Raw genomic sequence first — 25018 nt, 5'->3', positions numbered from 1 at the left:
CTACATCAAGGAACCTTTAGCAAGACTCCTTTAGCAAGGTTCCTTGATATACGGGCCGGTAACGTCGGCGGCCGTGCGGGCGAACCAACGCACGTGATGAAGACCGTGCTCCCCGCCGTGGCCCTGCTCGCGCTCGCCGCGTGCACGAGCGCGCCGGCGAGCACACCGACCACCGAGCAGGCGCCGTCACCGACCCCGACCGACTCGGCGGGCGTGAACTGCGAGGACGCGCCCGAGGACGTGGTCGGCGCGGCGCTGGAGCTGCGGCTCAACCACCCCCGCCAGACGATCACCGACAACGTCGTGCGCTGCACCTACGACGGCGGCACGACCGAGGTCAGGTTCGAGACCGGCGCGGACGCCGCGTCGTTCGCCGAGGGCCGCCGGGAGCACGCGGGGGTGATCGACCTGCCCGGCTTCCACGACGAGGGCTACCGCGCCACCGCCATCACCGGCGAGGTCGTCCGCACCGCCGTCGTCGCCCGCGCGGGCACGGTCGAGATCACCGTGACGTCCGGCGCGCACGCCGACCGGGCCCAGCGGCTGGTCAACGACCTCTTCGCCGCCCTCTGAACCACCGTCGCACCGGTCCTTCGGCCTCGATCTGCCGGATCGAGTCACGGGCCGCCTCGGCGATGCCGGGGTCGTTCGTCTCGTCCAACCGCTCGGCCGCGCGCCGCAGGTGGTCGAGGGCCTCCTCCAACCTGCCCAGGGACCAGTACGTCAGCCCGACGTTGTACCGCGCGATGCCTTCGCCGTGCGGGTCGCCGATCTCCCGGGAGACCGCCAGGTCCTGCTCGAAGTAGTCCAGCGACTCGGCGATCCGACCGGAGCGGCGCAGCATCCCGCCGATGTTGCCCAGCGCGTGCCCCTCGGACACGCGGTTCCCCGTTTCCCGGTACACCGCGAGCGCGGCCAGGTAGTGGTCTTCGGCCAGGTCCAGCCGTCCGAGGCTGTCCCAGGCGATGCCGAGGCCGTTGAGGCAGTCGCCCTCGCCGTCCGGGTCGCCCGCCTGCCTGCGCAGGTCCAGGGCGCGCCGGTAGAACCCGACCGCCCGCTCGTACTCGGCGTTGTCGTTGTGGACCTTGCCCAGGTTGGACAGGCAGCGGGCCTCGCCGTCCCGGTCGCCCGCGGCCCGGTACGCGTCGGCGCCCAGCTCCAGGTGCCGGATCGCCTCGGTGACGCGGCCGGTCATGGCGTAGGTCGAGGCGATGTTGTTGAGCGAGTGGGCCTGGTCCCGCAGCGACCCGAGTTCGCGGAACAACGTCAGCGCCGCCTCGAAGTGGGGCAGCGCCTCGTCGAACCGCCGCAGCCGGTGGTGCGCGCTGCCCAGGCCGTTGAGGACCTTGCCCTGGCCGGCGAGGTCGCCGAGCGCCCGCGCCGAGGCCAGGGCGAGCAGGTCGACCGGGATCCACTCCGGCGGCCGGCGCAGGTTGAAGTACCGGAACGCGGCCTCTCCCGTGTCCCTGACCTGCTCGTGCCACCCGTTGCGGGCGGCCAGTTCCAGCACCGGCAGGAGGTTGTGGGACTCGCCGTCGAACCACGCCAGCGCCCCGAGCCGGTCGGGGAACACCTCCCCTCGCACCGCATTGGGATCGAGGTGACTGCGCACCCCTTTGACGTGCGACACGTAGTGCTCCACGAGCGCACGCTCCGCCGCCAGCCGGGTGTCCGGGTCGTCCACCGCCGCGCACCGCTCGGCCGCGTAGATCCGCAGCAGGTCGTGGAACCGGTACTCGTCGGCCACCACGCCGCTCTGGAGCAGGTGCGCCCGGCGCAACCGGACCAGCAGCGCCCCGGCCTCGGCGGGTGTGACGCCGGCCAGCGCGGCGGCGGTCGCGACCGTGACCGTGCGGCCCGGGTGCAGCGCGGCGAGCCGGAACACCCGCGCCTGGTCCGCGGGTAACCGGGTGTACGACGCGGTGAACGCGGTGCGCACGTCGACCGAGTCGTCGTACGCCAGCTCACCCAACCGGTCGTGCGCCGCCGTGATCGCCTCGGCGAACCGGGTCAGGGCCTCACCACGCCGGTCGGCCACCACCTCGGCCACGATGCGCAACGCCAACGGCAGGAACCCGCACGCCTCGGCCAGCGCCCCCGCCGTCACCGGGTCGGCGGTGATCCGGTCGTCGCCCGGGTCGACCGACCTGACCGCGTCCTCCAGCACCGCCACGGCCTCCGCCGCGCTCAACACGTCCAGCTCGATCCGTCGCGCCCCGGGCACGGGCAGGTTGTCCCGGCTGGTCAGCACCAACCGGTGCGCCTGCCCGGCGGGCCGCAGCGGCAGCACCTGGTCGGCCGACGACGCGTTGTCCACGACCACCAGCACCGGCGGACGGGCCGCGAGCTGCGACCGGTACAGCGCCTCCCGGTCACCCCGGCCCTCCGGGATCGCCTCGCCGGGGACGCCCAGGGCGCGCAGCAACGACGCCAGCGCGTCGTCCGCCTCCAACCGCTGCTCGTCGTTGTACCCCTGGGCGTCCACGAACAGCACACCGCCGGGGAACCACCCGGCGCCGACCGCCAGGTGCGCGGCCCGGATCACCAGCGCCGACTTGCCCACCCCGGCCAGACCCACCACCGCCGCCGCGGTCCGCTCACCGCCGGGTGACAGGAACTCGCGCAGCACGGCCAGCTCCGCGGCACGGCCCACGAAACCCTCGTCCACCGGCAGGCTCGCCGGGGTCACCGGCGCGGCCGACCGCACCACGGTGAGCGAGTCGACCCGCCCGACCTGGAGCACCGGGCCGAACACCGTGCCGCTGATCTCGTTGTGGACGTCGCTCACGACGTCACCGCTCCAGCACGGCCATCGCCGCGTTGTGGCCGCCGATCCCGCTGACCCCGCCGCCGCGCCGGGCGCCCGCGCCGCACACGAACAGGTTCGCCACGTCGGTCTCCACGCCCCACCGGCCGACCTCGTCCTCGTCCTCGGCGAACGGCCAGGCCAGCTCGTCGTGGAAGATGTTGCCGCGCGGCAGCCCCAGCTCCGCCTCCAGGTCCAGCGGGGTGCGCGCCTCCAGGCACGGCTCGCCGTTCGCGTCCTCGGCCAGGCACGACTCGATCGGCTCGTCCAGGTACGCGTTCAACCCGGCCAGGTAGCGGCCGACCAGCTCGGCCCGCAACCCGCCGTTGTCCTGCTCGAACAACGCCGCCGGCGTGTGCAGCCCGAACAACGTCAACGTGTGCCAGCCCCGTTCGACCAGCTCCGGCGCGAGGATCGACGGGTCGGTCAACGTGTGGCAGTACATCTCCGCCGGCAGCACCGAGGGCACCCGCCCCGCCGCGCTCTCCCGGTACGCCGCCTCCAGCTGCCCGTACGACTCGTCCAGGTGCAACGTCCCGGCGAACGCCACCCGCGGGTCCACGCCCCCGCGCAACCGCGGCAGCCGTTGCAGCACCATGTTCACCTTCACCTGGCAGCCCTCGGCCACCGCACCGCCCGACCGGCCGCGCAACCGGTCCAAAGTGGACGGCGCGACCCCTGACAGCACGAACCTCGCGCCCACCGTGCGGCCGTCGTGCTCGACCTCGGCCGTGACGCCGTCGGCGTCCACCCTGGTCACCTCGGCGCCGGTGACGATCTCCGCGCCCGCCTCGCGCGCCACGCGCAGCAGTTCGCCGGTCACCGCTCCCATCCCGCCGACCGGCACCTGCCACTCACCCGTGCCGTTGCCGATCACGTGGTAGAGGAAGCACCGGTTGGCCCTCAGGTCGTGCAACGACGTGTGCGTGCCGATCAACGCGTCCGTCGCCACGACACCGCGCACCACGTCGTGCGCGAACAACTCCTCCAGCGTCTCGCCCAACGGGCGTTCCACGACCTGGTCCCACAACCGCATCCGGGCCACCGAGTCGACCCGCAGCCGGGCGTGCTCCCGCGACAGCAGGGGCTCCAGCATCGTCGGCGACAACGCCTCGGCCAGCACCTCCAGGTCGTCGTACCAGCGACGCCAGCGCTCCCACTCGGCGTCCGAGCCGGTCAGCGCCCGGAACGAGGCCGCGGTCGCCTCGCCCGGCTCGCGCTCCACCAGCAGGTCACCCGCGGGTGTGTAGGACGACGTGGACCGCGACCGCAGCGCCACCCGCAGCCCGAGGTCCGCGACGACCTTGTCCGGCAGCAGGCTGACCAGGTACGAGTACCGCGACAGCCGCGCCGGCACGCCCGCGAACGGCTCCTCGCTCACCGCCGCGCCACCGACGTGGTCGAGCTTCTCCAGCACCAGCACCGTGCGGCCCGCCCGTGCCAGGTAGGCGGCCGCCACCAGCGCGTTGTGCCCGCCGCCGACCACCACCACGTCGTAGGTATCCACGCGGCGACTCTAGCCAGTGAACAACGCCGTCACCTTGCGGATCAGCTCGACCAGCCCGTAGGTCAGCGGCACGCCCACCCACAGCCACGCGAACACGACCAACCACCGCCCGCTCATCGGATCGCACCCTCCACTTCCGGCTCGTGGTACTTCGCCGCGACCGGCCGGACCAGCTCGTTCGCCACGAACCCGACCACCAGCAGCGCGATCATGATGAACAGCGACGTCGTGTACAGGTCGGGCCCGGCCATCCCGGCCGCCTTCCGGCCGTCCGCGATCGCGTTGACGATCAGCGGCCCCAGCACACCCGCCAACGACCACGCGGTGAGCAGCCGACCGTGGATCGCGCCGACCTGGTAGGTGCCGAACAGGTCCTTCAGGTACGCCGGGATCGTGGCGAACCCACCGCCGTAGAACGACAGGATCAGCATCGCGCACACCACGAACAGCGGCTTGGACGCGTTGCCCGCCAACGCCAGCACCAGGTAGGTCAGCGCGCCGGCGCCCAGGTACAGCCGGTAGACGTTCTTGCGGCCCACCAGGTCCGATGTGGACGACCACGTGATCCGGCCCACCATGTTCGCCAGCGACAGCAGCGCCACGAACCCGGCGGCGGCGCCCGCAGCGACCGGTGCCGTCGTCCCGGCGAAGAAGTCCCGGATCATCGGCGACGCCTTCTCCAGGATCCCGATGCCCGCGGTCACGTTGCAGCAGAGCACCACCCACAGGCACCAGAACTGCGGGGTGCGCAGGGCGTTGCGCGCGGAGACGTTGACCACCGGCGCGTCGACCGCCGATCGCACGACCTCCCGCTCCGCGACCTCCGCGGGCACCCGCACCAGCAGCACGCCGACCGACATGAAGACCGCGTACACGACCCCGTGCACCAGGAACGTCCGGGCGATGCCGCCGCTGTCCCGGCCGAACGACTCCAACATCTGCGCCGACCACGGCGAGGCGATCAGCGCGCCACCGCCGAACCCCATGATCGCGATGCCGGTCGCCATGCCCGGCCGGTCCGGGAACCACTTGATCAACGTGGAGACCGGCGAGATGTACCCGATGCCGAGCCCGATGCCGCCGACGAACCCGTACCCCACCACGACCAGCCAGTACTGCTGCGTCCACGCGCCGACGGCGGAGATCAGGAACCCGGAGGAGAAGCACGTCGCGGACACGAACATGGCCCATCGCGGACCGTTGCGCTCCACCAGCGTGCCGCCGAACGCCGCCGACAGGCCCAGCATCACGATCCCGAGCTGGAACGGCAGCGCGCTCTGCGTCCCGGTGAGGTCCAGCGCGCCCTCCAACGGCGGCTTGAACACGCTCCACGCGTACGCCTGACCGATCGCCAGGTGGACCGACAACGCCGCCGGCGGGATCAACCAGCGGTTCCAACCCGGTGGGGCGATCGTCCGAGAGCGGTCGAGGAAACCCACTGCCCGACACCTCCGTAACCTGGTGAGTGGCTTGCGAAAAAACTTAGCCAAGAGAAGGAGTTTCCCGATGGGGCGAGTCACCGTGCGTCGCCCAGTGGTCACTTACACGCGACGAACGTCCCGGAAGCGGATCGACTCGCTGGCCGCCGAGGAGCCGTTGGAGCTGCGCGTGGGCGGCAAGGCGCTCACCGTGACCATGCGCACCCCCGGTCACGACGTGGAGCTGGCCCACGGCTTCCTGCTCGGCGAAGGCGTCGTCGGCGGCCTGGAGGACATCGCCGTCGCCCGGTTCTGCGAGGGCACCGGGCCGGACGGCCTGAACACCTACAACGTGCTCGACCTGACCCTCGCCGACGGCGTCGCGCCGCCCGAGGCGGGCGTGGAGCGCAACTTCTACACCACCTCCTCCTGCGGCGTCTGCGGCAAGGCCGCGCTGGACGCGGTGAAGCTGAAGACCCGCTTCTCCCCCGCCGACGACCGGTCCGAGGTGGACGTGGACGTGCTCTCGGCCCTGCCGGACGCGCTGCGCGAACGCCAGAAGGTGTTCACCTCCACCGGCGGCCTGCACGCGGCCGGCCTGTTCACCACCTCCGGTGAGGCACTGGTCGTGCGCGAGGACGTCGGCAGGCACAACGCGGTGGACAAGGTGCTGGGCTGGGCGCTGCTGCACAACCGGATCCCGCTCGCCGGGACGGTGCTCATGGTCTCCGGCCGGGCGTCCTTCGAGCTCGTGCAGAAGGCCGCCATGGCGGGCGTGCCGGTGCTGGCCGCCGTGTCCGCGCCGTCGTCGCTGGCCGCCGACCTGGCCGAGGAGCAGGGCGTGACCCTGGTCGGCTTCCTGCGCGGCGACTCGATGAACGTCTACACCGGGCACGACCGGATCGTCGCGTGAGACCGCTGGACGGCGTCCTCGTCGTCAGCCTCGAACAAGCCGTCGCCGTGCCCTACGCCACCCGCCTGCTCGCCGACCTCGGCGCGCGGGTCGTCAAGGTCGAGCGCCCCGACGGCGGCGACTTCGCCCGCCACTACGACACCGCCTGCGGCTCGGTGTCGTCCTACTTCGCCTGGACCAACGCCGGCAAGCAGTCCCTGACCCTGGACCTGAAGCACCCGGCCGCCGCCGAGATCGTGCACCGGCTCGTCGCCACCGCCGACGTGGTCCTGTGCAACCTCTCACCCGACGCCGCGCGTCGACTCAACGTGGACGCTTCCTCACTCCGCCAGGTGAAACCCGACCTCGTGATCGGCGAACTGTCCGGTTACGGCGACACCGGCCCGTACGCGTCCCGCAAGGCGTTCGACGCGCTGGTCCAGTCCGAGACCGGGCTGATCGAGCTGACCGGGCAGGACGAGGTCACCGCGCGGGCCGGCATCTCCGTCGCCGACATCGCCGCGGGCGTGCAGCTGCAGTCCGCCGTCCTGGCCGCCCTCCTGCACCGGTCCCGCACCGGTGAGGGCGCCACCCTGCGCCTGTCGCTGTTCGACGCGATGGCCGAGTGGATGCACCAGCCCATGCTGTACGCGGCGGGCACCGGCCGGGCCGCACCGCGCACGGGCGCGCACCACCCCAGCATCGCCCCCTACGGCCCGTTCCCGTGCTCGGACGGCGCGGTCCACCTGGCCGTGCAGAACGACCCCCAGTGGCGCCGCCTGTGCCGGGTCCTCGGCCGACCCGCCCTCGCCGACGACCCCCGCTTCACCACCGTCACCTCCCGCGTGACCCACCGCGCCGCCCTGCACGCCGAACTGGACTTCACCGCCTGGACCGCCGCCGACCTGCTGGACGCCCTGGACCGCGCCGACGTCCCCGCCGCCCGCACCCGCAGCGTCGCCGACCTCCCGGACCACCCCCAGGTCACCGCACGCGGCCGCCGCGCCACCGTGCCCGTGCCCGCCGGCGGGATAACGGTGCTGCGCCCACCGGTCGACTCCTCCGCGTGGGAATGGGTACCCGAAGCGGTACCGGCTCTCGGCGAGCACACCGAGCACGTCCTGCACGGGCTCGGCTACTCGGCGGAACAGGTCGCCGCCCTTCGGGCGCAGTCGGCGATCTGACGCAACGCACGGCCCTCCGGCGACGACGTGTCGACGAGAGGGTCGACGGGAGAGAACATGGTCAACAGGCGGACGGTGCTCACCGCGCTGGCCGGCGGCGCATTGGCGACCGCGGGCGTCGCGGCGGCGTACCACGGCGACGCGCCGCTCGGCGAGGCGCTCAGGCACGCGGTGGGTGTGGCGGGCCCCGTGCCCGCGGTGAAGCGCGCCGTGGTCCGGGTCGACCGCGTGCACTCGCGGTACCGGGGCCGCGAGGTCGACCTGCTCACCATGGTCCCGCCGGGCGTGCCCACCCGTGACCTGCCCATGTCGATCCTGCTGCACGGCCGCTACGGCACGGCCCGCCTGGCCTCGGTCGCCGGCATGGAGGAAGTCCTCGTGGCGGCCGTGAACCGCGGTCAGGTCCCGCCGTTCGGCTTCGTCGCGGTCGACGGCGGCGACCACTACTGGCACGAGAACGTCCCCGGCGACGACCCCATGGCGATGCTGCTCGAAGAGGTGCCCCGCTGGCTGGCCGAACGCGGCTACGGCGAGCCGTTCGCCTGCACGGGCGTGTCCATGGGCGGCTTCGGCGCGCTGCTCTACGCACGCAGGCGGCACGAACGCCGTGAGTCGACCAGGGCCGTCGCCGCCATCGCGCCCGCCCTGCTCACCGACTGGGCCGAGATGGCCAAGCGGAACGCGTTCGCGAGCCCCGAGCAGTGGGCGTCACTCGATCCGCTGAAGAACATGGACAAGCTCGGCCCCACCCCGATCGGCGTCTGGGTCGGCGACCGGGACCACTTCATCACCGGCACCCGCCGGTTCATCGCGGGCACCAAGCTCGCCGTGGCGTCCGTCCTCCCCGGCGGCCACGACGACGGCCTCTACCGCAAGGTCGTGCCGGACGTCATCCGGTTCCTCGGCAAACGCGTCCCCTGACCTGCACGGACCCCACACAGGATCTCCACACTCCCGTGGTTGCCTTGGCACATGCCCACGCACCCGGACCCGATCGCCTACCTGGACGACGTGGCGGAAGCGGGCCGCGCCTACAAGCAGCGCCTCCTGGATTCCCTGGACCTGCGACCCGGGCACACCGCCCTGGACGTGGGCTGCGGTCCCGGCACCGACCTGCCCGCCATGGCCGCACGCGCGGGTGCCGTCATCGGCGTGGACGCGGACCCCACCATGGTCGGAGAAGCGGCGCGGCGCACCGCCGGGCTCGCCGTGGAGGTGCGCCAGGGCGACGCCCACGCACTGCCCCTGGAGGACGCGAGCGTGGACCGGGCGCGCATCGACCGGGTGCTCCACCTGGTGACCGACCCGGCGGTCGCCCTGGCGGAGCTCCGCCGCGTGCTGCGCCCCGGGGGACGCGCCGTGCTCGCCCAACCGGACTGGGAGACCCTCGCCGTCGACCCCGGACCGGTGGCCGTGAACCTGGCGTTCAACCGCTTCGTGTGCGACCGGGTCGTGCGCAACCCCGTCGTGGGCAGGCAGCTGGCGAGGCTCTCCTCGGCGGCGGGTCTCACCGCGGTCGACGTGGAGGCCGACACCCAACTCCTGCGGGACTTCACCACCGCCGACGAGCTCCTCGGCCTGACCCGCAACGCGCACCGCGCCGTGCGGGCGGGCCGCATGACCCGCCGGGCCGCCGAGGCCTGGCTGGCTGAGCTCGCCGCCGGGCCGTTCCTGGCCGCGTTTTCGCTCTTCCGGGTGACGGTCAGCGCGGGGTGAGCGGAACCCGGCCGCTGCGCACCCACTTCAGCACCGCACCCCACGGCCCGTACCCGGAGTCCGTGTTCAGGTGCCCGCCGCCCACGATGACGTCCAGGTCGACCCGCACCGCCTCGGCCAGCTCCTTGGCCTGCGTCAACGTGCAGTAGGGGTCGCCCTCGCCCACGACGAGCCGGGTCGACACCGCCGCCCGCCGCAGCACCGTCGGGTCCAGCACCGGGTGCAGGAACTCGGAGATCAACGGCTCGCCGTCGAAGTCCGGCGCGGGCGGCGCGACCAGCAGCACCCGGTCCACCCGCAGCGCCGGGTCGAACGACCCGGCCGCGTGGTGCAGCCACAGCAGCGCGGCCAGCGAGTGCGCCACGACCACCCGTTCGACCGAGCCGGCCGCGGGCATCGCGGCCAGGTGCGACCGCAGCTCCTGCGACCACACCGACAACCGCGGCTCGTCGGGAGAGCTGAACCGGGGCAGGTCGACCGACCCACCGTGGTGGGCCAGTTCGCCTGCCAGCCAGTTCTGCCAGTGCTCCGGCCCGGAACCACCCAGGCCGTGCAGGATCAGCGCGTGCGGGAGCGACAAGTCACGCCGACTTCTCGCGGCGTTCCCGGCGCGAGGGCTGCCGGGCCACGATGGTCGGGTTGACGTTCTCCTTCACGGTCTGCTCGGTGATGACGACCTTGGCGACGTCCGTGCGGCTCGGGATGTCGTACATCACCGGCAGCAGGACTTCCTCCATGATCGCCCGCAGGCCGCGTGCGCCCGTGCCGCGCAGGATCGCCTGGTCGGCGACAGCCTCCATCGCCGTCCGGGTGAACTCCAGCTCGACGCCGTCCATCTCGAAGAGCTTCTGGTACTGCTTGACCAGCGCGTTCTTCGGCTCGGTCAGGATCCGGACGAGCGACTCCTTGTCCAGGTTCGTGACGCTCGCGACCATCGGCAACCGGCCGATGAACTCGGGGATCAACCCGAACTTGATCAGGTCCTCGGGCATCGAGTCGGCGTAGTAGTCCGCCGCGTCGACCTCGGCCTTGGTCCGCACCTCGGCGCCGAAGCCGAGACCGCGCTTGCCGACCCGGTCCTGGATGATCTTGTCCAGGCCCGCGAACGCGCCCGCCACGATGAACAGGACGTTCGTCGTGTCGATCTGGATGAACTCCTGGTGCGGGTGCTTGCGACCGCCCTGCGGGGGCACCGACGCCGTGGTCCCCTCCAGTATTTTCAGCAGGGCCTGCTGCACGCCTTCACCCGACACGTCGCGCGTGATCGACGGATTTTCACTCTTTCGAGCGATCTTGTCGACCTCGTCGATGTAGATGATGCCGGTCTCGGCGCGCTTGACGTCGTAGTCCGCCGCCTGGATGAGCTTGAGGAGGATGTTCTCCACGTCCTCACCCACGTAGCCGGCCTCGGTCAACGCCGTGGCGTCCGCGATGGCGAACGGCACGTTCAGCATCTTCGCGAGCGTCTGGGCCAGGTAGGTCTTGCCGCACCCCGTGGGCCCGAGCATGAGGATGTTCGACTTGGCGAGCTCCACGCCGTCGTCGCGGCCCTCACGCCCGCGGTCACCGGCCTGGATGCGCTTGTAGTGGTTGTAGACCGCCACCGAGAGCGTGCGCTTGGCCTCGTTCTGGCCGATCACGTACTGGTCGAGGAACTCGTGGATCTCGGCGGGCTTGGGCAGCTCGTCGAGCTTGACGTCACCGGCCTCCGCGAGTTCTTCCTCGATGATCTCGTTGCAGAGGTCGATGCACTCATCGCAGATGTAGACACCGGGGCCGGCGATGAGTTTTTTCACCTGCTTCTGGCTCTTGCCGCAGAAAGAGCACTTCAGCAGGTCGCCGCCGTCACCGATACGTGCCATGACCGCTGACCTCTGTCCCCTCCGGCGCACGACCTGGTGAGGTGCGCCTGACTGCTGATGTGGCGAGTGCCCGCTGGATGCGGGGTCCGCCCGTTCCCCTCGACGGTACCTGTCCTACCCGCCTGTGCGGGAGGACCAGCGTGCCCCCGACACCCCGAACTGAGCAGGACCCCTGGTCAGCTCGGCGTGTCGGGCGCCACGCCGGACTACTTCGCCGAGAGCTTCCGGTAAGGCAGAACGCTGTCGACGATGCCGTATTCCTTGGCCTGCTCAGCGGTGAGGATCTTGTCCCGCTCGATGTCCTCGCGCACCTGCTCCGGCGTGCGGCTGGTGTGCTTGGCCAGCGTGCTCTCCAGCAGCCTGCGCACCCGCTGGATCTCGTTGGACTGGATCTCCAGGTCGGAGACCTGCCCGTAGACGCCCTCGGTGGCCGGCTGGTGGATCAGGATCCGGGCGTTGGGCAGCGCGTGCCGCTTGCCCGGGGTGCCCGCCGCGAGCAGGACCGCGGCCGCCGAGGCGGCCTGACCCAGGCAGTAGGTCTGGATGTCCGGGCGGACGAACTGCATGGTGTCGTAGATGGCCATCAGCGAGGTGAACGAGCCACCCGGCGAGTTGATGTACATCAGGATGTCGCGGTCGGGGTCCTCCGACTCCAGCACGAGCAGCTGGGCCATCACGTCGTTGGCCGACGCGTCGTCCACCTGCACGCCGAGGAAGATGATGCGCTCCTCGAAGAGCTTGTTGTACGGGTTGGACTCCTTGATGCCGTAGCTCGTGCGCTCGACGAACGACGGGAGCACGTACCGGGACTGCGGTGCGTGGAACTGGCTCACTTCAGGTCTCCTGGTGCTCGGCTCGCGGTCAGTTGGTCGACGCCTGGCTGGCGCGGGTGATCACCTTGTCCACGAAGCCGTACTCGAGGGCTTCCTGGGCGGTGAACCAGCGGTCGCGGTCCGAGTCGGCGACGATCCGCTCGACCGACTGGCCGGTGTGCTGCGCGATCAGCTCGGCCATCTCGTGCTTGGTCCGGGTGAGCATGTCCGCCTGGATCGCGATGTCCGCCGCCGTGCCGCCGACGCCCGCCGAGGGCTGGTGCATCAGGATCCGGGCGTGCGGGAGCGCGTGCCGCTTGCCGGGCGTGCCGGCGGAGAGCAGGAACTGGCCCATCGAGGCGGCCAGGCCCATCGCGTAGGTGGCCACGTCGGGCTGGATGAGCTCCATCGTGTCGAAGATCGCCATGCCGGCGGTCACCGAGCCGCCGGGCGAGTTGATGTAGAAGGTGATGTCCTTCTCCGGGTCTTCGGCGGCGAGGAGGAGGAGCTGGGCGACGATCTGGTTGGCGATGTTCTCTTCGACCTGCGTCCCCAGCACGATGATCCGCTCGCGGAGCAGACGCTCATAGACCGAGTCGTTGAGGTTCATCCCCGAGGCCGCTCGCATCATGGGCTCCGAGAAAGAGTGCTGCGTCACGTCTGCCTGCCTAACTTTGCCGACTAGCTGTGCCGAAAAGAGTCTCGTAGCAACGACCTTAACGAAGGCGGGCGGCGTCGACGTCCCGACACCGCCCGCGTTCGCTCAGGGCTTCACTCCGCGTTCGCGGGTTCCTCAGTGGACTTCGCCTCACCGAAAAGCTCGTCCAGGTCGAGGGCGTTGCCCTCGGAGTCGGTCACGGTGGCCTGGCGCACGACCGAGGCCAGCGCCTTGCCGCGGCGCACGTCGGCGAAGATCGCGCCCAACTGGCCCGACTGCTGCGCCCGCTTGACGTACTCGTCCGGGCTGATGCCGAACCGCTGGGCCTGGTAGATGATCCGCTCGGTGAGCTCGCCGTCGGTGACGTTGAGCTGCTCGGCGTCGGCGATGGCGTCCAGCACGAGCTGGGTCTTGACCGCCTGCTCGGAGGCCTCGCGCACCTCGGTGTCGAACTGCTCCTTGGTCTGGCCCTGCTCGGCCAGCCACTCGGCGAAGCGCGCCTCGTCGTGGTCGAGGGCGTGGATGGCGTCGTGCGCCCGCGCCTCGATCTCGCCCTGGACGACGGCCTCGGGCAGCGGCACCTCGACGCTGGCCAGCAGCGCCTCCAGCACCTTGTCCCGGGCCTGGACGCCCTGCTGCATCTTCTTCACGCGGCCCAGGCGGGTGCGCAGGTCGGCCTTGAGCTCCTCCAGCGTGTCGAACTCGCTGGCGAGCTGGGCGAACTCGTCGTCCAGCTCGGGCAGCTGGCGCTCCTTGACCGAGTTCAGCACCACGGTGACCTCGGCGTCGCGGCCGGCGTGCTCACCCGCGACCAGGGTGGTGGTGAAGTTCTTCGACTCGCCCTCGGACGCGCCGACCAGGGCGTCGTCGATGCCCTCGACGAGCTGGCCGGAGCCGATCTCGTAGGACAGGCCGGCGGTCTTGGCCTCCTCGACCTCCTCGCCGTCCACGGTCGCCGACAGGTCGACCACGACGAAGTCGCCGGTGCCGGCCGGGCGCTTGACGCCGGTGAGGGTGGCGAAGCGGGCGCGCAGCTCGTCCAGCTGCGTGTCCACGTCCTCGTCGGTGACCTCCTGGTCGTCGACGCTGACGGACAGCTCGCCGAAGGCGGGGACGGTGATCTCGGGGCGGACGTCGACCTCGGCGGTGAACGCCAGCGACTCGCCGTCCTCGATCTTGGTCACCTCGAAGTCGGGGCGGCCCAGGGTGCGCAGCTCACCGGAGCTGACGGCCTCCAGGTACTTGGCCGGGATGGCCTCCTGGACGACCTCGTCCAGCACGGGCGCGCGGCCGATGCGGCTCTCCAGCACGCGGGCGGGGGCCTTGCCGGGGCGGAAGCCGGGGATGCGGACCTGCTTGGCCAGCTTGCGGTACGCGCGGTCGAAGTCCGACTTGAGCTCGTCGAACGGCACCTCGACGTTGATCCGGACCCGCGTCGGGCTCAGGTGCTCGACGGTGCTCTTCAACGTGGTCTCCTCGTAACGGGCAGGACGTGCGGAACACCCCGTGAACGCGTCTGGTCGCGCCGGGATTCCGCCTGAGTCTAGGCGGTCGGCCGGCGCGGGGGCGCTAGCACCCCGCATCCGGGGGCCGCAACCTTGCGTGACGACGGTGGAGCACGTCGTGTCCGGGCATTGTCGCGGCAATACCGCGTGATCGGGAATCGCATTGCGGGTGCGGGCGTGAATTCTCAGGGCCGGTGGAATTCCGCCCGTTCGTGCCGCCCTCCCGAGCGGTCCCACGGGCGCTCCCGCGCGCCCTTCCGGCCGCGGCTCGCGGCGGCGGCCAAAAACACAACAGTGATTCTTAACTTGGCTACCGACCCGCTGCCGCGCCACCGCTCCCGCCCGAGGCGCACCCCGGCTCGCCGGGCACGCGGCCACCGGCGGCCGTGACCGCAATTTCGCGGTCTCGCCAGGGGCGATTCAGCCGTACCTATGCCGCTCAACGGTCGATCGACAGGGCGGTCCGTTAGGCCATTCGAGTGGCACTGGGAGCCGTGAGCATGGCGGCGAGCGTCATCACCGAGCGGGACCACCACGGAGTCGTGTAACACGTATGCCGTAGGGACGACTAACAGTCGGCAACCACCGAGGAGGGCAGGTTCGTCAGAAAGAGTGAATTAGGGCCGTTTGGAGTAGTGCTCGACAGAAAACTTTCACTTGTCGAGATGACTCCAACCGCCGTAGTCCATTAGTGTGGGTTTCAGGTAGCGTGACGCCGGGATCCACGTGTTGGACCAGCAATAATTCACGTTGCCGGACGTTCTGGGGGGTCAGCAGCGGACGCAACCGGCAACCGGGACCGACAGGAACGAGCGAGACAATGTCATCGAGCTCTTTAACCACCTACCAGACAAGGTGCCGATGACCCGATGAGATCCATTCCGCCGCTGCCGAACACTAACCCAGGCCTACCCCTGGGCGCCGGCTGTCACTTCGGGGTCCGACCGGCCCCCGGAGCGCCGTCCGGCCACCGCGTACCACCCCTCGCGGTAGCGCGGCGATGTTGATCGACTTGAGGCCACGCGCACGTAGAAGCGCAGCCAGGTCAACTGCCGCCACGCAGAAGAGATCACGATGCCGTCCGGCGCCGGCCACATCGTGGACCACTTACACGCACCGTTGGGGAGCTCCATGGAGACGCGTCAGCTTTTGGCGTTCACAACTGTGGTTCAAACGGGCAGTTTCACCAAGGCAGCCGCCACGCTGAATTGCTCGCAACCCACTATAACCACTCGGATCAAGGCACTCGAAGAGACCCTCGGCGTACCACTGTTCCGTCGACTTCCGCGCGGCATCCAGATGACCTCTGCCGGTGTCGAACTATTGCCGTTCGCGCGGAACATCATCACCCTGACCGACAAGGCCAGGAAAGCCATCACGATGAACGGCGAGCCGCACGGCAAGCTGGTCATCGGCAGCGCACAGAGTCTGACCGACTACCGTCTGCTACCACTGATCGAGTACATGTGCTGGCGGTACCCGAGCGTCCAGATCTCCCTCCACTCGCGCAACACCCAGGCGAACCTGACCTCGGTGCGTGAGGGGCGGTTGGACTGCACCTTCTTCATCGGCTCCGTGGAGCCCCGCGAGGGGTTGGAGACGACGGTGCTCTGCCCGGAGCCGCTGGTCATGGTCGCCGGCCCGACCCACGCCCTGACCAGGCGTTCGGTGATCACCGAGGACGAGCTGCGCGGCAGCACGCTCATCCGGGCCGAGAACGGCGCCAGCTACTACGAGCAGTTCGAGCAGGCGTTGGGTTTGCAGGAAGCCGAGTCGAAGTCGCCGGTGCTGGCGCTCGACTCGATCGACGCCGCCAAGCGGGCGGTCGCCTCGGGTCTGGGGATCTCGCTTGTCCCCGAGGTGACGGTCGCGGCGGAGCTCGCCGACGGCAGGCTGTGCCGGCTGCCCTGGGTCCCGCCGTTCCGGGTGTACACCCAGTTCGCGTGGCGCCAGGACAACTCCATCAACCCGTCCGTGACGGCACTCGTGTCGGCGGCGGCGCAGGTGGTCAGCGAGCAGGTGGCGACTCCGGCATGACACTGGGGAGCCGTTCTTGAGCGCCCGGGCGCGGGTGTGCTCAAGAACGGCCCGCGTTTCGCGGGACGAGTGCCGGGTAGGCCGAAGCCATGACCGTCAAGGCGCGTGATCTGCGCGAGTTGTTGACCTCCGACCTGCCGGACCCCAACCTGGTCCTGATCGAGGGCAGGCTGGAGATCGTTCAAGTGGACGACCTGGACACGGACCGCTTCCGCGGTGCGATGCTGTTGCTGTCCAGAGCCGAACTCCTGGCGCGAGGCGTGGACGAGAACTCGCCGGACCAGGAGCTGGAACGCCAAGCGGCCGCGGTGTCGACCGCCGTCGACGAACTGGGCGGCTAACCGTCCTCGGGTTCGTCCTCGATCACATCGGGCTCTTCCGCCTCGACCCCGTAGCCGGGCGCCTGCTCGGGTGCCCCCGGTCCCGGATCGGCGGCCGCGATGCGGGGCCGACCGAACTCCGGGTCGGGCTCGAAGGGTGCGGTAGTCATGCGGTCCGGCTACCCGCGGAAGGGCCCTGACCAACCACGAGGCTGGCCAGGGCGACCGTCGGGGCGACAGGATTTGAACCTGCGACCCCCCGCTCCCAAAGCGGGTGCGCTACCAAACTGCGCCACGCCCCGGTCCACCCAAGCCTATCGCGACCAGCTAAGCTACCAACGCGCCCACCCCGGTAGGCGCGGTGCGGGTGTAGCTCAATGGTAGAGCCCCAGCCTTCCAAGCTGGTCATGCGGGTTCGATTCCCGTCACCCGCTCTCCGACTCCCTCGCTGGTAGAGACCTCACGGACCGTCCCATGTGGACGGTCTTTTGCTTTACGCGGATCTTCCGTGCCCCCTCGCGGCGCTCCTGGGGCCTCGATCACCACGACCGCCAACGCGTTGCCGGTGTGCCGGAGGGCGTCACGACATCCCCGCGGACCTCTGACAAGGTCGAACCATGACCCGGACCGACTACCTCAACGATCCCGACGCCCCGAAGCCGAACAGCATCCGGGTAGCCGTGAGCGCCATCGTCCAGGACCCGACCGGGCGTCTCTTGATGATCCGACGGACCGACAACGACAAGTACGCCATCCCCGGCGGAGGCCAGGACGTCGGCGAGACCCTCACCCAAGCCGTCGTCCGAGAGGTCGACGAGGAAACCGGCATCGATGTCGAAGTCACCGGTCTGGTCGGCCTGTACTCCAACCCCGACCACGTCATCGCCTACGACGACGGCGAAGCCCGCCAAGAGTTCTCCATCTGCTTCCGCGCTCGACCCGTCGGCGGTGAGCTGCGCACAAGCAGCGAGTCGAAGGAAGTCCTCTGGGTCGAGCCCGACCGTCTGACCGACTTCGACATCCACCCGTCGATCCGGCTGCGCATCGAACACGGCCTCGGCAACCGCACTGAGCCCTACTTCACCTGACCCCAGGCGCAGCTTCCGATCCGGCGCGCCCGGCGGAGATCAGCTCCGCAGTGGACGGTTGGAGGTTGGGAGCGCATGGCCATGGGGGGTGGGTGGTGGAAGGGCTTGAGGTGGGTTCGGGGAGGTAGGGGCGGCAGTGGTTGGAGACGTTTGTGTCCCGGTGGGGTTTGTGGCGGATTGGTTCACGCTGATGGGGTGGGGCTTGTGGGTTCCTGGTGCCCCTGTGCAGATCTACGCTCGCCGTGACTGCCTTGTTGTCCCCCCGGGCAAGTGCGGAGGCGGTCGAGTGGGTCGCCGGAGACGGCGTGGGCTCAGGTCCAGGTGGTTTTCGGCGGCCCACGCCCATTACGGGGATGTAGGGTGGCACGTCGGCTCACATCGGACCCAGCCGGTGTGTCGGTGGGTTGTGGCGGCTCATCATGGACACCATGCGACTGGATCAGATCGTGGTGGATTGTCTTGAACCCGCACGTCTCGTGCGGTTCTGGGCGGGGTTGCTCGGGGGGACGGTGGTGGAGCGGGAGCACGGGTGGGCGCACGTGGTGCCGCCCGGGTGGCCTCGGATGTCGTTCCAGCCGGTGCCCGAGCCGAAGGCGGTGAAGAATCGGCTGCACCTGGACATCGACGTCGTCGACATTGCGGCGGCCACGGCACGAGCCACAGCACTCGGAGCGGTACCGCAGGGTGATGTGCAGACCGACGAGCAGGGCAGTTTCCAGGTTCTCCTCGACCCCGCGGGCAACGAGTTCTGCTTCGTCACCGCGAAGGTCGACTAGGCGGAGCTCAAGACGTCACCGCGCGCCACAGGGCCTCGCCGAAACGGATCGCCAGCACCACCATGAGGCAGCCGATGGCGAACGTCACCAGGCATCTCAGAACCAGGCGAAGCTTCGTCACGCGCACAGTGTGCCTCCCGCTCGACCGCGAATCACCCGGTTGCGGCAGCTACGGCGGCACGCAGCGAGCGCACGGCCCTGACATCCCCCTCCACCGACACGTGCTCCTCCCCCGCCCGTCCCCATAACCACAGGTCCACGGCGGACGGCGAGCCGCTGACGACGGCGGCCGGGTCGGCTCCGGGGCAGTAGTCGACGATGCCCTCGTGCAGCGCCACGGTCCACTCGCGGCCGGGCACGCGCAGGGAGACCGGCAGTCCCGACGTGTGGGCGCCAGGTGGTTGGTGGCAGCCCAGCCACAGGCGGAGCACCTCGTCGATGCCGTCGGCGGCCAGTCCGGGCTCCAGCGGTGCCGCCAATCCGATCGCGGCCTGGGCGTCGACTCGGTGCACGGCCGTCTCGTGCGCCATCCGCCTGATCCAGAACCCCAGCGTGCGGTCCCACGGGCACCACGTGGCGGCGGGTGAGGCGGCACGGGCCGGGTCGAGCACGGCGATGAGCGACGCCGCACCGACCCGGTACCAGTCGACCAGGTCGGCGTCACCGGGCGAGCACCGCCACGCCGCCGGACGTGCGCCGCGGGTGATCCAACGGGTCACCACCCGGTGGATGGAACCGACGTGCACCAGCAGGTCCGCGACCGTCATCCCGGGACATCCCGGCACGTCGCGGTCGGGCGGGGTGAGGTCGGCCGCGACGGCCAACGCGGCCGCTTCGACCCGGAGAGCGCCGGCCAACGAGTGGGCGTCCATCGGCGCAGCATCGCGGAACCGCCCCTTCCGGTGCGACCCCTGAATTCGATCGCGCCGAACCGACGACCGGCGTATGAACGGGTAATGGCGCTCACACTCCGCACCCTCACGGCGGCCGACCTGCCCGAGTTCCAGCGGGTCGTCGACCTCGCGTTCCTCAACGACACGGCCGATGACCAGCTCGAACGATGGCGTGGCCTCTTCGAGCCCGAGCGCCACCACGCCGTGTTCGACGGCGACGAGTTGATCGGCGGCGGCGGGATCCAGAGCCGGGAGATCACGCTGCCCGGCGTCGGTCCGCTCCCCTTCGCGGCGGTCACGTCGGTGGGCGTCAAACCCGGCCATCGCCGCCGCGGCGTGCTGACCCGCGTGATGAGGGCGCAGCTGGACAGCCTCCACGACGAGGGCCGTGAGGCGGTCGCCGCGCTGTGGGCGTCGGAGGCGGCGATCTACCCGCGGTTCGGCTACGGGCTCGCGGCGGAGTTCACCCGGCTGTCCGTGCCGCGCGGTGCGGCGTTCCGGGCCGGGGTGTCGACCGGTGACGCGCGGGTGCGCGAGGTGTCGCGGGAGGAGGCGATGCCGGTCTTGAAGGCCGTGTACGAGGCGATCCGGCCGACCCGCACGGGGTGGCTGAGCCGCAACGACGCCGCCTGGGACCACCACTTCGCCGACACCGAGCGCGACCGCAACGGGCTGAGCGCCTACCGCTACGTCCTGCACCCCGACGGGTACGCGGTCTACCGGGTCAAGTACGACTGGCAGGACCGCGGCCCGCGCAACGAGCTGCACGTGCGGGAGATCGCCGCACGCACCGACGAGGCCTACGCGGCGCTCTACCGGTACCTGCTGGACGTCGACATGGTCGGTGAGCTGCAGTTCTTCACCGCCTCCGACGACCCGATCACCCACCTGCTGGCGGACTCACGGCTGGCGTTGCGCGCTCGGGCCGACTCGCTGTGGGTGCGGCTCGTGGACGTCGACCGGGCGCTCGCGCAGCGCCGCTACGGCTCCGACGTGGACGTGGTGCTGGACGTGTCCGACGAGTTCTGCTCGTGGAACGCGGGCCGGTGGCGGCTCACCGTGAAGGACGGCACGGCGACCGTGCAGCGGGTGGACGACGACCCGGACGTGGTGCTGGACGTGCACGCGTTGGGCGCGGCCTACCTGGGTGGGACGAAGCTGACGACCCTGGCACGTGCCCAGCGCGTGCGTGAGGTCACAGGCGGTGCCCTGAACGCCTTGTCACACGCCTTCCAGGGTGACCGGGACCCCCACTGCCCGGAGGTGTTCTGACCGTTTCGGGAACCTCCGCCCGCCGTGCGGCGTTTTCCGGACAACAAGCTCCGGGAGGGTCGATGACCACCACGATCGTGTTGCTCGTGCTGTTGGTCCTGGTCGGTGCGGTCTGGTACGCCGCACGCTCCGCCGCCGAGAAGCGCCGCCGTGAGCTGGAGGACGCGCAGGCCGAGGCACGCCGCTGGGTCGAGCGGCTGGGCGGTCAGGTGATGAACCTGACGGGCACGGACGTCGCCTCGCAGCAGGCCATGGCCGACGCGTCCGAGCGGTTCACCGCCGCCGGGTCGCAGATGGAGCAGGCGCGCACGACGGAGCAGTGCCGCCTGGTCTCGCAGACCGCGATGGAGGGCCTGTACTACGTGCGTGCCGCGCGCGTCGCGATGGACCTGGACCCCGGCCCCGAGCTGCCCGACCTCACCGGTCAGGGTCGCGCGGGCAAGGTGTCGGAGGAGCGTGACGTCACGGTGGAGGGTCATCGGTACGTCGCCTCGCCGCGGCCGGGTTCGCACACGCCGCACTACTACCCCGGTGGTGTGGTGGCGGGCCGCCCGGTGCCGCAGGGCTGGTACTCCGAGCCGTGGTGGAAGCCCGCGATGGTGGCCGGCGCGTGGGGCTTCGGCTCGATGCTGCTGTTCAGCGCGATGTTCTCGGGCATGGTCGGCGTGCCGGCCGCCGTGGCGGCCGAGGACTCCGGCGGTGACGACGGCGGTGACGGTGGCGACGGCGGTGGCGATGGCGGCGATGCCGGTGGTGACTACGGCGGCGGCGACTTCGGTGGCGGCGGCGACTTCGGCGGGTTCTGACTCGCGAGAGCGGACGTGTCGGCGGGCGCCGAGCCGTTTCGGCGCCCGCCGACACCTCACCCGGTCGGTTCCTCGACGTCGTCGGGATCGGTCACCCGGTCGAGCTGGAACTGCCCGTGCAGCGCGCCCGTCGCCTGCTTCAGCCTCCGGTGCAGCTTGCCGGGGCCGTAGTGGTCGGCCACGGCGCGGCTGTGCGCGTAGACGGTGAAGTCCAACCGCAGGTCGGCCACACCGGTGTCGGTCGCGACGACGACCGACGGGTCATCGCTGGTCACCGCCTGTCCCGGGGGGTCGATCGGGCTCGCGGCACCGGTCCGCGACCGTTCCTCGCGCAAGTGGATGACGGCGTTCTCGACCGACTGCTTCGCGGACGCCTCCGCGCCCGCCAGCCGGGCCTGGAGGTCCAACCAGCTCCGGTAGTGCGTCGTCGTCAGCTCACGGGCCGCCTCGACCAGCGGTTCGGCCGTGGCCTGCGCCTGCTTCACCTGCTTCGCCGCGGCCTTGGCGCTGTCGGCGTACGGGTTGTGAGCGAGGAACTTGACCACGACCACCCCCGCCGCGAGCAGGACCAACATCCCGGCCGTGTACGGCTCGTACGGCGCGAGCAGGGCGTTGTCCACCGAGGCGAGCATCGCGCGGATCTGTGCCCAGCTGCCGAGCATGGCGAACACCGCGATGCCGAACACCACCGGCAGTGTCCAGACGGGCCAGGGCAGGTCGTCGGGTCGGCGCTGGGCGTGCTCGTCCCGGTCGCGGTGCCGGGTCCGCAGCCGGCGCAGGACGCCCCTGAGCCCGCGCTCGCCCCGTTCGAGCCTGCGCTCCACCCGGCTGCGGTGCCGGAACACCGCCTGGGCGAGCATCGTGCCCACCACCAGCAGGCAGACCGTGAGCCCGACGGCCGGCACGTAGGACGTCCAGTAGAGGAACGAGCCCGGTCCCACGTTGAGCAGCTGTTGGAAGATCTTCGCCAGGTAGACCCCCTCGAACACGCCGCTGAGCAGCACCACGGGCCAGAACGCCCAGCGCGCCCACGCCAGCACTCGGCGGCGGTCCTCCGGACCGTCGTCGGCGTGGCGGTCGACGACCGCTTGGTGCGCGCCGCGCGCCTCGGCCGCCGATCCGATCGCGACGAACGTCCTCACCCTGTCGATGGCCGACTCGGCGGCGCGGTAGGTCCCGATCACCGCCTCGCACGCGGACACCAGCACCTGGTGCCCGGCGGCGAGCTGCGCGTTGCCCGCGCTGTATGCGGCGACCAGGGCCGCGATCTCGGCCTCCCGGACCTGCTCGGCCGTACGCGGCCGAGCGGCCGGGGTGAGGCCGAGGTCGTCGCGCGGGCACGGGACCGCCGGCCGCCAACTGGACGTGGTGCTTCCGTTGACGGTCATGCCAGCGTCACCACTATTTCCACCCTCCGGTTGCACTGGAGCGCCGCCGGGTCCTCGACGCCGCCCGGGAACTCGTCGGGGCACTTGAGCTGCGACTCGCCGAACGACTTCGGGACCACGTCCGACAGGCCCTCGCGGGACAGCAGCTCCGCCACGGCGTCCGCCCGCCGCTGCCCGAGCGCGTTGCTGTTCTGCTCGTCGGCCCGCGAGTCGGTGTGACCGCGCACCTCGATCCCGAGGTACTCGCGGGTGCGGATGTCGACGGCGATGCGGGCGAGGGCGGACCGCGCGTCCGGGCGCAGCTCCGCCGAGCTGGTGTCGAACAGGACCGATGCGGGGACCTCGTAGGTGACGGCCCGCCGCGAGTACGTGACCTGCGGATCCGGCACGTCCGACGCGGCGGGCGTCGTCGCCGTGTCCTCGCCGCCCGCGACCCCGCCGGAGGTGATCTCGCACTGCTGTTCGGCTGCGCCGTTGGCCCGGCAGAGCGTGCGCCACAGCTGCTCCAGCCACCGCAGCTGCGCCGGTGACGGCGCGGGCTGGTCCACGGACGGCCGCCCGATGCCGCGCATGACCACCCGGACGCCCTTGAAGTCGTCGGGGCGCACCTCCGCGCGTTCCCCGCACACCTGCGCGATGTTGCCGATCTCCTCGTCGGTGTCGAAGCCGGCGCGGGTCAGGTCGGCACAGCCGGAGGTGGGCAGGCCGTCCGAGGCGACGACGACCGTCTTGCCCGCCTGGCCGTCGCGGACCCGGTCGGCGGCGGCGCGGAGCGCACCGAGCACGTCGGTGCCCGCCTTGGCGGGTGTCGCGCGCGCTGCCTCGACCACCGCGTCCTGCAGGCAGGTGACCGCGGTCTTCCGCCGGTCCTTCTCGTTCTCCGGGTTGTCCATCGAGTAGTCGGCGGTGTGGTTCGACGCCGTCCACGCGGGTTCCGCGCCCGGGCCGCTGAAGCTGCCGATGGACACGACGTCCTTGCGCCCCACGGCCTGCTCGACGTGTTCGCGCAGCACGCCGGAGAAGTCGGGCGCGCCCGCCTGCTGCCCCGCGGCACGGGTGGAGTTGGTCGCGTCCACCAGGATCACCGTGCGCCCGCTGTCGGTGCGCGGGCTGTCGGTCGACCGCATCCACTCGCAGCGGTCGAGGCGGGGCGGCTCGGGCACGCACGCCGTGCCGGCGGCCGACAGGGCCAAGGCGGTCAGCACCGCGGCGAGCCGGTTCACTCGGCACCACCCTCGATGCCCTGCACCCAGGCGAACGGGGTCAGGCCCATTCGGCGGCAGAACGCCTGCAACGCCTTGTCGTAGGCGTTCGCGAACTCGTAGAGCCCGACGTGCTCGTGGTCGGTGCGGGCGTTGCGCAGCACGGCGGCGAGGTCACGGGCCAGTTCACCGCGGTGCGCGCCGAGCCCGTGCATGACCCCGGCGAAGTCCTTGTCGGCCAGGCTCGCCGCGAACGGCACGAGCAGCTGTCGCTCGTCGGGGCCGAGGACGTCGATCTCCTCCAGCACCTTGATGACCTGCAGCCAGCGCTGGGTGCGCTCCTCCACGAGGCTCGCGTGGAGCATCGCGAGCTCGTGGTCGGAGTTGAGCGTCAACCTGCGCTTCTCCACCGGCAGCAGGTGCTCGCGCAGCTCCGGGTCGAGCAGCACCCTGACCGCGGACGTGCAGCCGAGTCGACCCTCGTCCTCGTCGTCGAAGCACAACTCCTCGGCGAGGACCCGGTTGATCGCCGCCTCGGCCTCGGCCACGTCGACGGCGTGGAACTCCGGCGCGATCGTCCACGCCCGGTCGAGCAACGTGGTGCGGGCGACGTCGTGGTAGCGGTCCGCGCACTTCACCAGCTGGTCGTAGTCCATCATCTTGCTGGACCAGCGGAACGTCGGTATGAGGCGCAGCGAGTACACCCCGGCCTTGGCGTACACGACGATCGGCTCCTCGTCGGCCGGCGGCGCGTACTCCACGATGCGCCGCGTGGTCGTGCCGACCGGGGCCTTGTCGGGCGCGCCGAAGATCCGGTCGAACATGCGCCTGAAGATGCCGCGTTTCCTGCTCATGACTCGATTCCTCTCGATACGG

24 protein-coding genes and 2 tRNA genes are annotated in these 25018 nt (G+C 70.8%); 12 read left to right on the top strand and 14 right to left on the bottom strand.

Translation table 11 applies throughout. From position 1 onward, the window contains the following. Positions 1 to 96: 96 nt before the first annotated feature. Positions 97 to 573, top strand: a complete 477-nt coding sequence (locus AB0K14_RS11745; protein WP_360452914.1) for a hypothetical protein — start codon at positions 97 to 99, stop codon at positions 571 to 573. Here the strand turns inward: AB0K14_RS11745 and AB0K14_RS11740 are convergent. The 3 genes from AB0K14_RS11740 to AB0K14_RS11730 form a co-directional block, all read right to left on the bottom strand. Then, a complete protein-coding gene (locus AB0K14_RS11740) occupies positions 548 to 2788 on the bottom strand; it encodes a tetratricopeptide repeat protein (RefSeq protein ID WP_360452912.1) in 2241 nt (746 codons plus the stop codon). The genes AB0K14_RS11745 and AB0K14_RS11740 overlap by 26 nt on opposite strands. A 4-nt stretch (positions 2789 to 2792) precedes the next feature. Next, positions 2793 to 4313: an NAD(P)/FAD-dependent oxidoreductase gene (locus AB0K14_RS11735; protein WP_360452910.1), complete on the bottom strand. Its 1521-nt coding sequence runs from the start codon at positions 4311 to 4313 to the stop codon at positions 2793 to 2795. A 113-nt stretch (positions 4314 to 4426) separates the two neighbouring features. After that, on the bottom strand, positions 4427 to 5752 hold the full coding sequence (locus AB0K14_RS11730; RefSeq protein ID WP_360452908.1) for an OFA family MFS transporter: 1326 nt from the start codon (positions 5750 to 5752) through the stop codon (positions 4427 to 4429). 67 nt (positions 5753 to 5819) lie between these two features. Here AB0K14_RS11730 and fdhD point away from each other — a divergent pair, with 67 nt between their 5' ends. Genes fdhD through AB0K14_RS11710 form a run of 4 tightly spaced genes read left to right on the top strand, consistent with a single transcriptional unit; the run spans position 5820 to position 9523 of the window. Then, positions 5820 to 6644: a formate dehydrogenase accessory sulfurtransferase FdhD gene (fdhD, locus tag AB0K14_RS11725; protein WP_360452906.1), complete on the top strand. Its 825-nt coding sequence runs from the start codon at positions 5820 to 5822 to the stop codon at positions 6642 to 6644. Continuing rightward, positions 6641 to 7807, top strand: coding sequence for a CaiB/BaiF CoA-transferase family protein (locus tag AB0K14_RS11720; protein ID WP_360452904.1), 1167 nt, complete (start codon positions 6641 to 6643; stop codon positions 7805 to 7807). The genes fdhD and AB0K14_RS11720 overlap by 4 nt, the downstream gene beginning before the upstream one ends. Before the next feature lie 57 nt (positions 7808 to 7864). Continuing rightward, positions 7865 to 8728, top strand: coding sequence for an alpha/beta hydrolase-fold protein (locus AB0K14_RS11715; protein WP_360452902.1), 864 nt, complete (start codon positions 7865 to 7867; stop codon positions 8726 to 8728). A gap of 51 nt (positions 8729 to 8779) precedes the next feature. Continuing rightward, positions 8780 to 9523 (top strand): methyltransferase domain-containing protein, encoded by a 744-nt coding sequence (locus AB0K14_RS11710; RefSeq protein ID WP_360452900.1) that lies wholly within the window; start codon positions 8780 to 8782, stop codon positions 9521 to 9523. On the opposite strand, the gene AB0K14_RS11705 is transcribed toward AB0K14_RS11710, so the two are convergent. The 5 genes from AB0K14_RS11705 to tig all read right to left on the bottom strand — a co-directional run bounded on the left by AB0K14_RS11705 (position 9510) and on the right by tig (position 14321). Further along, entirely contained in the window at positions 9510 to 10103 is a 594-nt protein-coding gene (locus AB0K14_RS11705; RefSeq protein ID WP_360452898.1) for an alpha/beta hydrolase, read from the bottom strand. The genes AB0K14_RS11710 and AB0K14_RS11705 overlap by 14 nt on opposite strands. Position 10104: 1 nt before the next feature. After that, positions 10105 to 11385 (bottom strand): ATP-dependent Clp protease ATP-binding subunit ClpX, encoded by a 1281-nt coding sequence (gene clpX / locus AB0K14_RS11700; RefSeq protein WP_106615123.1) that lies wholly within the window; start codon positions 11383 to 11385, stop codon positions 10105 to 10107. A gap of 206 nt (positions 11386 to 11591) precedes the next feature. Then, positions 11592 to 12218: an ATP-dependent Clp protease proteolytic subunit gene (locus tag AB0K14_RS11695; protein ID WP_360452896.1), complete on the bottom strand. Its 627-nt coding sequence runs from the start codon at positions 12216 to 12218 to the stop codon at positions 11592 to 11594. A gap of 28 nt (positions 12219 to 12246) precedes the next feature. Beyond that, positions 12247 to 12855 (bottom strand): ATP-dependent Clp protease proteolytic subunit, encoded by a 609-nt coding sequence (locus AB0K14_RS11690; protein ID WP_360452894.1) that lies wholly within the window; start codon positions 12853 to 12855, stop codon positions 12247 to 12249. Positions 12856 to 12968: 113 nt separating this feature from the next. After that, on the bottom strand, positions 12969 to 14321 hold the full coding sequence (gene tig, locus AB0K14_RS11685; protein ID WP_360452892.1) for a trigger factor: 1353 nt from the start codon (positions 14319 to 14321) through the stop codon (positions 12969 to 12971). 1170 nt (positions 14322 to 15491) lie between these two features. Between tig and AB0K14_RS11680 the strand changes: the two genes are divergently transcribed. Both AB0K14_RS11680 and AB0K14_RS11675 read left to right on the top strand, forming a co-directional pair. Further along, the gene (locus AB0K14_RS11680; RefSeq protein ID WP_360452890.1) at positions 15492 to 16397 is read left to right on the top strand and encodes a LysR family transcriptional regulator; all 906 of its coding nucleotides are present in this window, start codon (positions 15492 to 15494) and stop codon (positions 16395 to 16397) included. Positions 16398 to 16486: 89 nt separating this feature from the next. Next, positions 16487 to 16738, top strand: coding sequence for a hypothetical protein (locus AB0K14_RS11675; RefSeq protein WP_360452888.1), 252 nt, complete (start codon positions 16487 to 16489; stop codon positions 16736 to 16738). On the opposite strand, the gene AB0K14_RS11670 is transcribed toward AB0K14_RS11675, so the two are convergent. Together AB0K14_RS11670 and AB0K14_RS11665 are read right to left on the bottom strand one after the other, a co-directional pair. Then, entirely contained in the window at positions 16735 to 16887 is a 153-nt protein-coding gene (locus tag AB0K14_RS11670) for a hypothetical protein (protein ID WP_360452886.1), read from the bottom strand. The genes AB0K14_RS11675 and AB0K14_RS11670 overlap by 4 nt on opposite strands. Before the next feature lie 58 nt (positions 16888 to 16945). Next, positions 16946 to 17019: transfer RNA gene (locus AB0K14_RS11665), tRNA-Pro, on the bottom strand. Positions 17020 to 17080: 61 nt separating this feature from the next. Here AB0K14_RS11665 and AB0K14_RS11660 point away from each other — a divergent pair. The 3 genes from AB0K14_RS11660 (at position 17081) to AB0K14_RS11650 (ending at position 18581) form a co-directional block, all read left to right on the top strand. Further along, a tRNA-Gly gene (locus tag AB0K14_RS11660) sits at positions 17081 to 17151 on the top strand. Positions 17152 to 17334: 183 nt separating this feature from the next. Next, positions 17335 to 17805: an NUDIX domain-containing protein gene (locus AB0K14_RS11655; protein ID WP_360452884.1), complete on the top strand. Its 471-nt coding sequence runs from the start codon at positions 17335 to 17337 to the stop codon at positions 17803 to 17805. Positions 17806 to 18233: 428 nt separating this feature from the next. Continuing rightward, a complete protein-coding gene (locus AB0K14_RS11650; protein ID WP_360452883.1) occupies positions 18234 to 18581 on the top strand; it encodes a VOC family protein in 348 nt (115 codons plus the stop codon). A gap of 152 nt (positions 18582 to 18733) precedes the next feature. On the opposite strand, the gene AB0K14_RS11645 is transcribed toward AB0K14_RS11650, so the two are convergent. After that, positions 18734 to 19453 carry a maleylpyruvate isomerase family mycothiol-dependent enzyme gene (locus tag AB0K14_RS11645; RefSeq protein WP_360452881.1) on the bottom strand — a complete coding sequence of 240 codons (720 nt, stop codon included), beginning with the start codon at positions 19451 to 19453 and terminating at the stop codon, positions 18734 to 18736. Positions 19454 to 19537: 84 nt separating this feature from the next. Here AB0K14_RS11645 and AB0K14_RS11640 point away from each other — a divergent pair, with 84 nt between their 5' ends. Both AB0K14_RS11640 and AB0K14_RS11635 read left to right on the top strand, forming a co-directional pair. Beyond that, on the top strand, positions 19538 to 20746 hold the full coding sequence (locus AB0K14_RS11640) for a GNAT family N-acetyltransferase (protein WP_360452879.1): 1209 nt from the start codon (positions 19538 to 19540) through the stop codon (positions 20744 to 20746). Between the two features lie 62 nt (positions 20747 to 20808). Then, the gene (locus AB0K14_RS11635) at positions 20809 to 21552 is read left to right on the top strand and encodes a hypothetical protein (RefSeq protein WP_360452877.1); all 744 of its coding nucleotides are present in this window, start codon (positions 20809 to 20811) and stop codon (positions 21550 to 21552) included. A gap of 56 nt (positions 21553 to 21608) precedes the next feature. Here the strand turns inward: AB0K14_RS11635 and AB0K14_RS11630 are convergent, their stop codons facing one another. The 3 genes from AB0K14_RS11630 to AB0K14_RS11620 are packed head-to-tail and all read right to left on the bottom strand — an operon-like array spanning position 21609 to position 24996. Then, entirely contained in the window at positions 21609 to 22940 is a 1332-nt protein-coding gene (locus tag AB0K14_RS11630) for a hypothetical protein (protein ID WP_360465532.1), read from the bottom strand. Further along, positions 22937 to 24163: an OmpA family protein gene (locus AB0K14_RS11625; protein ID WP_360465535.1), complete on the bottom strand. Its 1227-nt coding sequence runs from the start codon at positions 24161 to 24163 to the stop codon at positions 22937 to 22939. The genes AB0K14_RS11630 and AB0K14_RS11625 overlap by 4 nt, the downstream gene beginning before the upstream one ends. After that, positions 24160 to 24996 (bottom strand): hypothetical protein, encoded by an 837-nt coding sequence (locus AB0K14_RS11620; protein WP_360465538.1) that lies wholly within the window; start codon positions 24994 to 24996, stop codon positions 24160 to 24162. The genes AB0K14_RS11625 and AB0K14_RS11620 overlap by 4 nt, the downstream gene beginning before the upstream one ends. Positions 24997 to 25018 lie beyond the last annotated feature (22 nt).

Origin of the sequence: Actinosynnema sp. NPDC050801 (genome assembly GCF_040673975.1) — a bacterium.
Lineage (GTDB): Bacteria > Actinomycetota > Actinomycetes > Mycobacteriales > Pseudonocardiaceae > Actinosynnema.
This window is presented reverse-complemented; position numbering and strand designations above follow the sequence as displayed.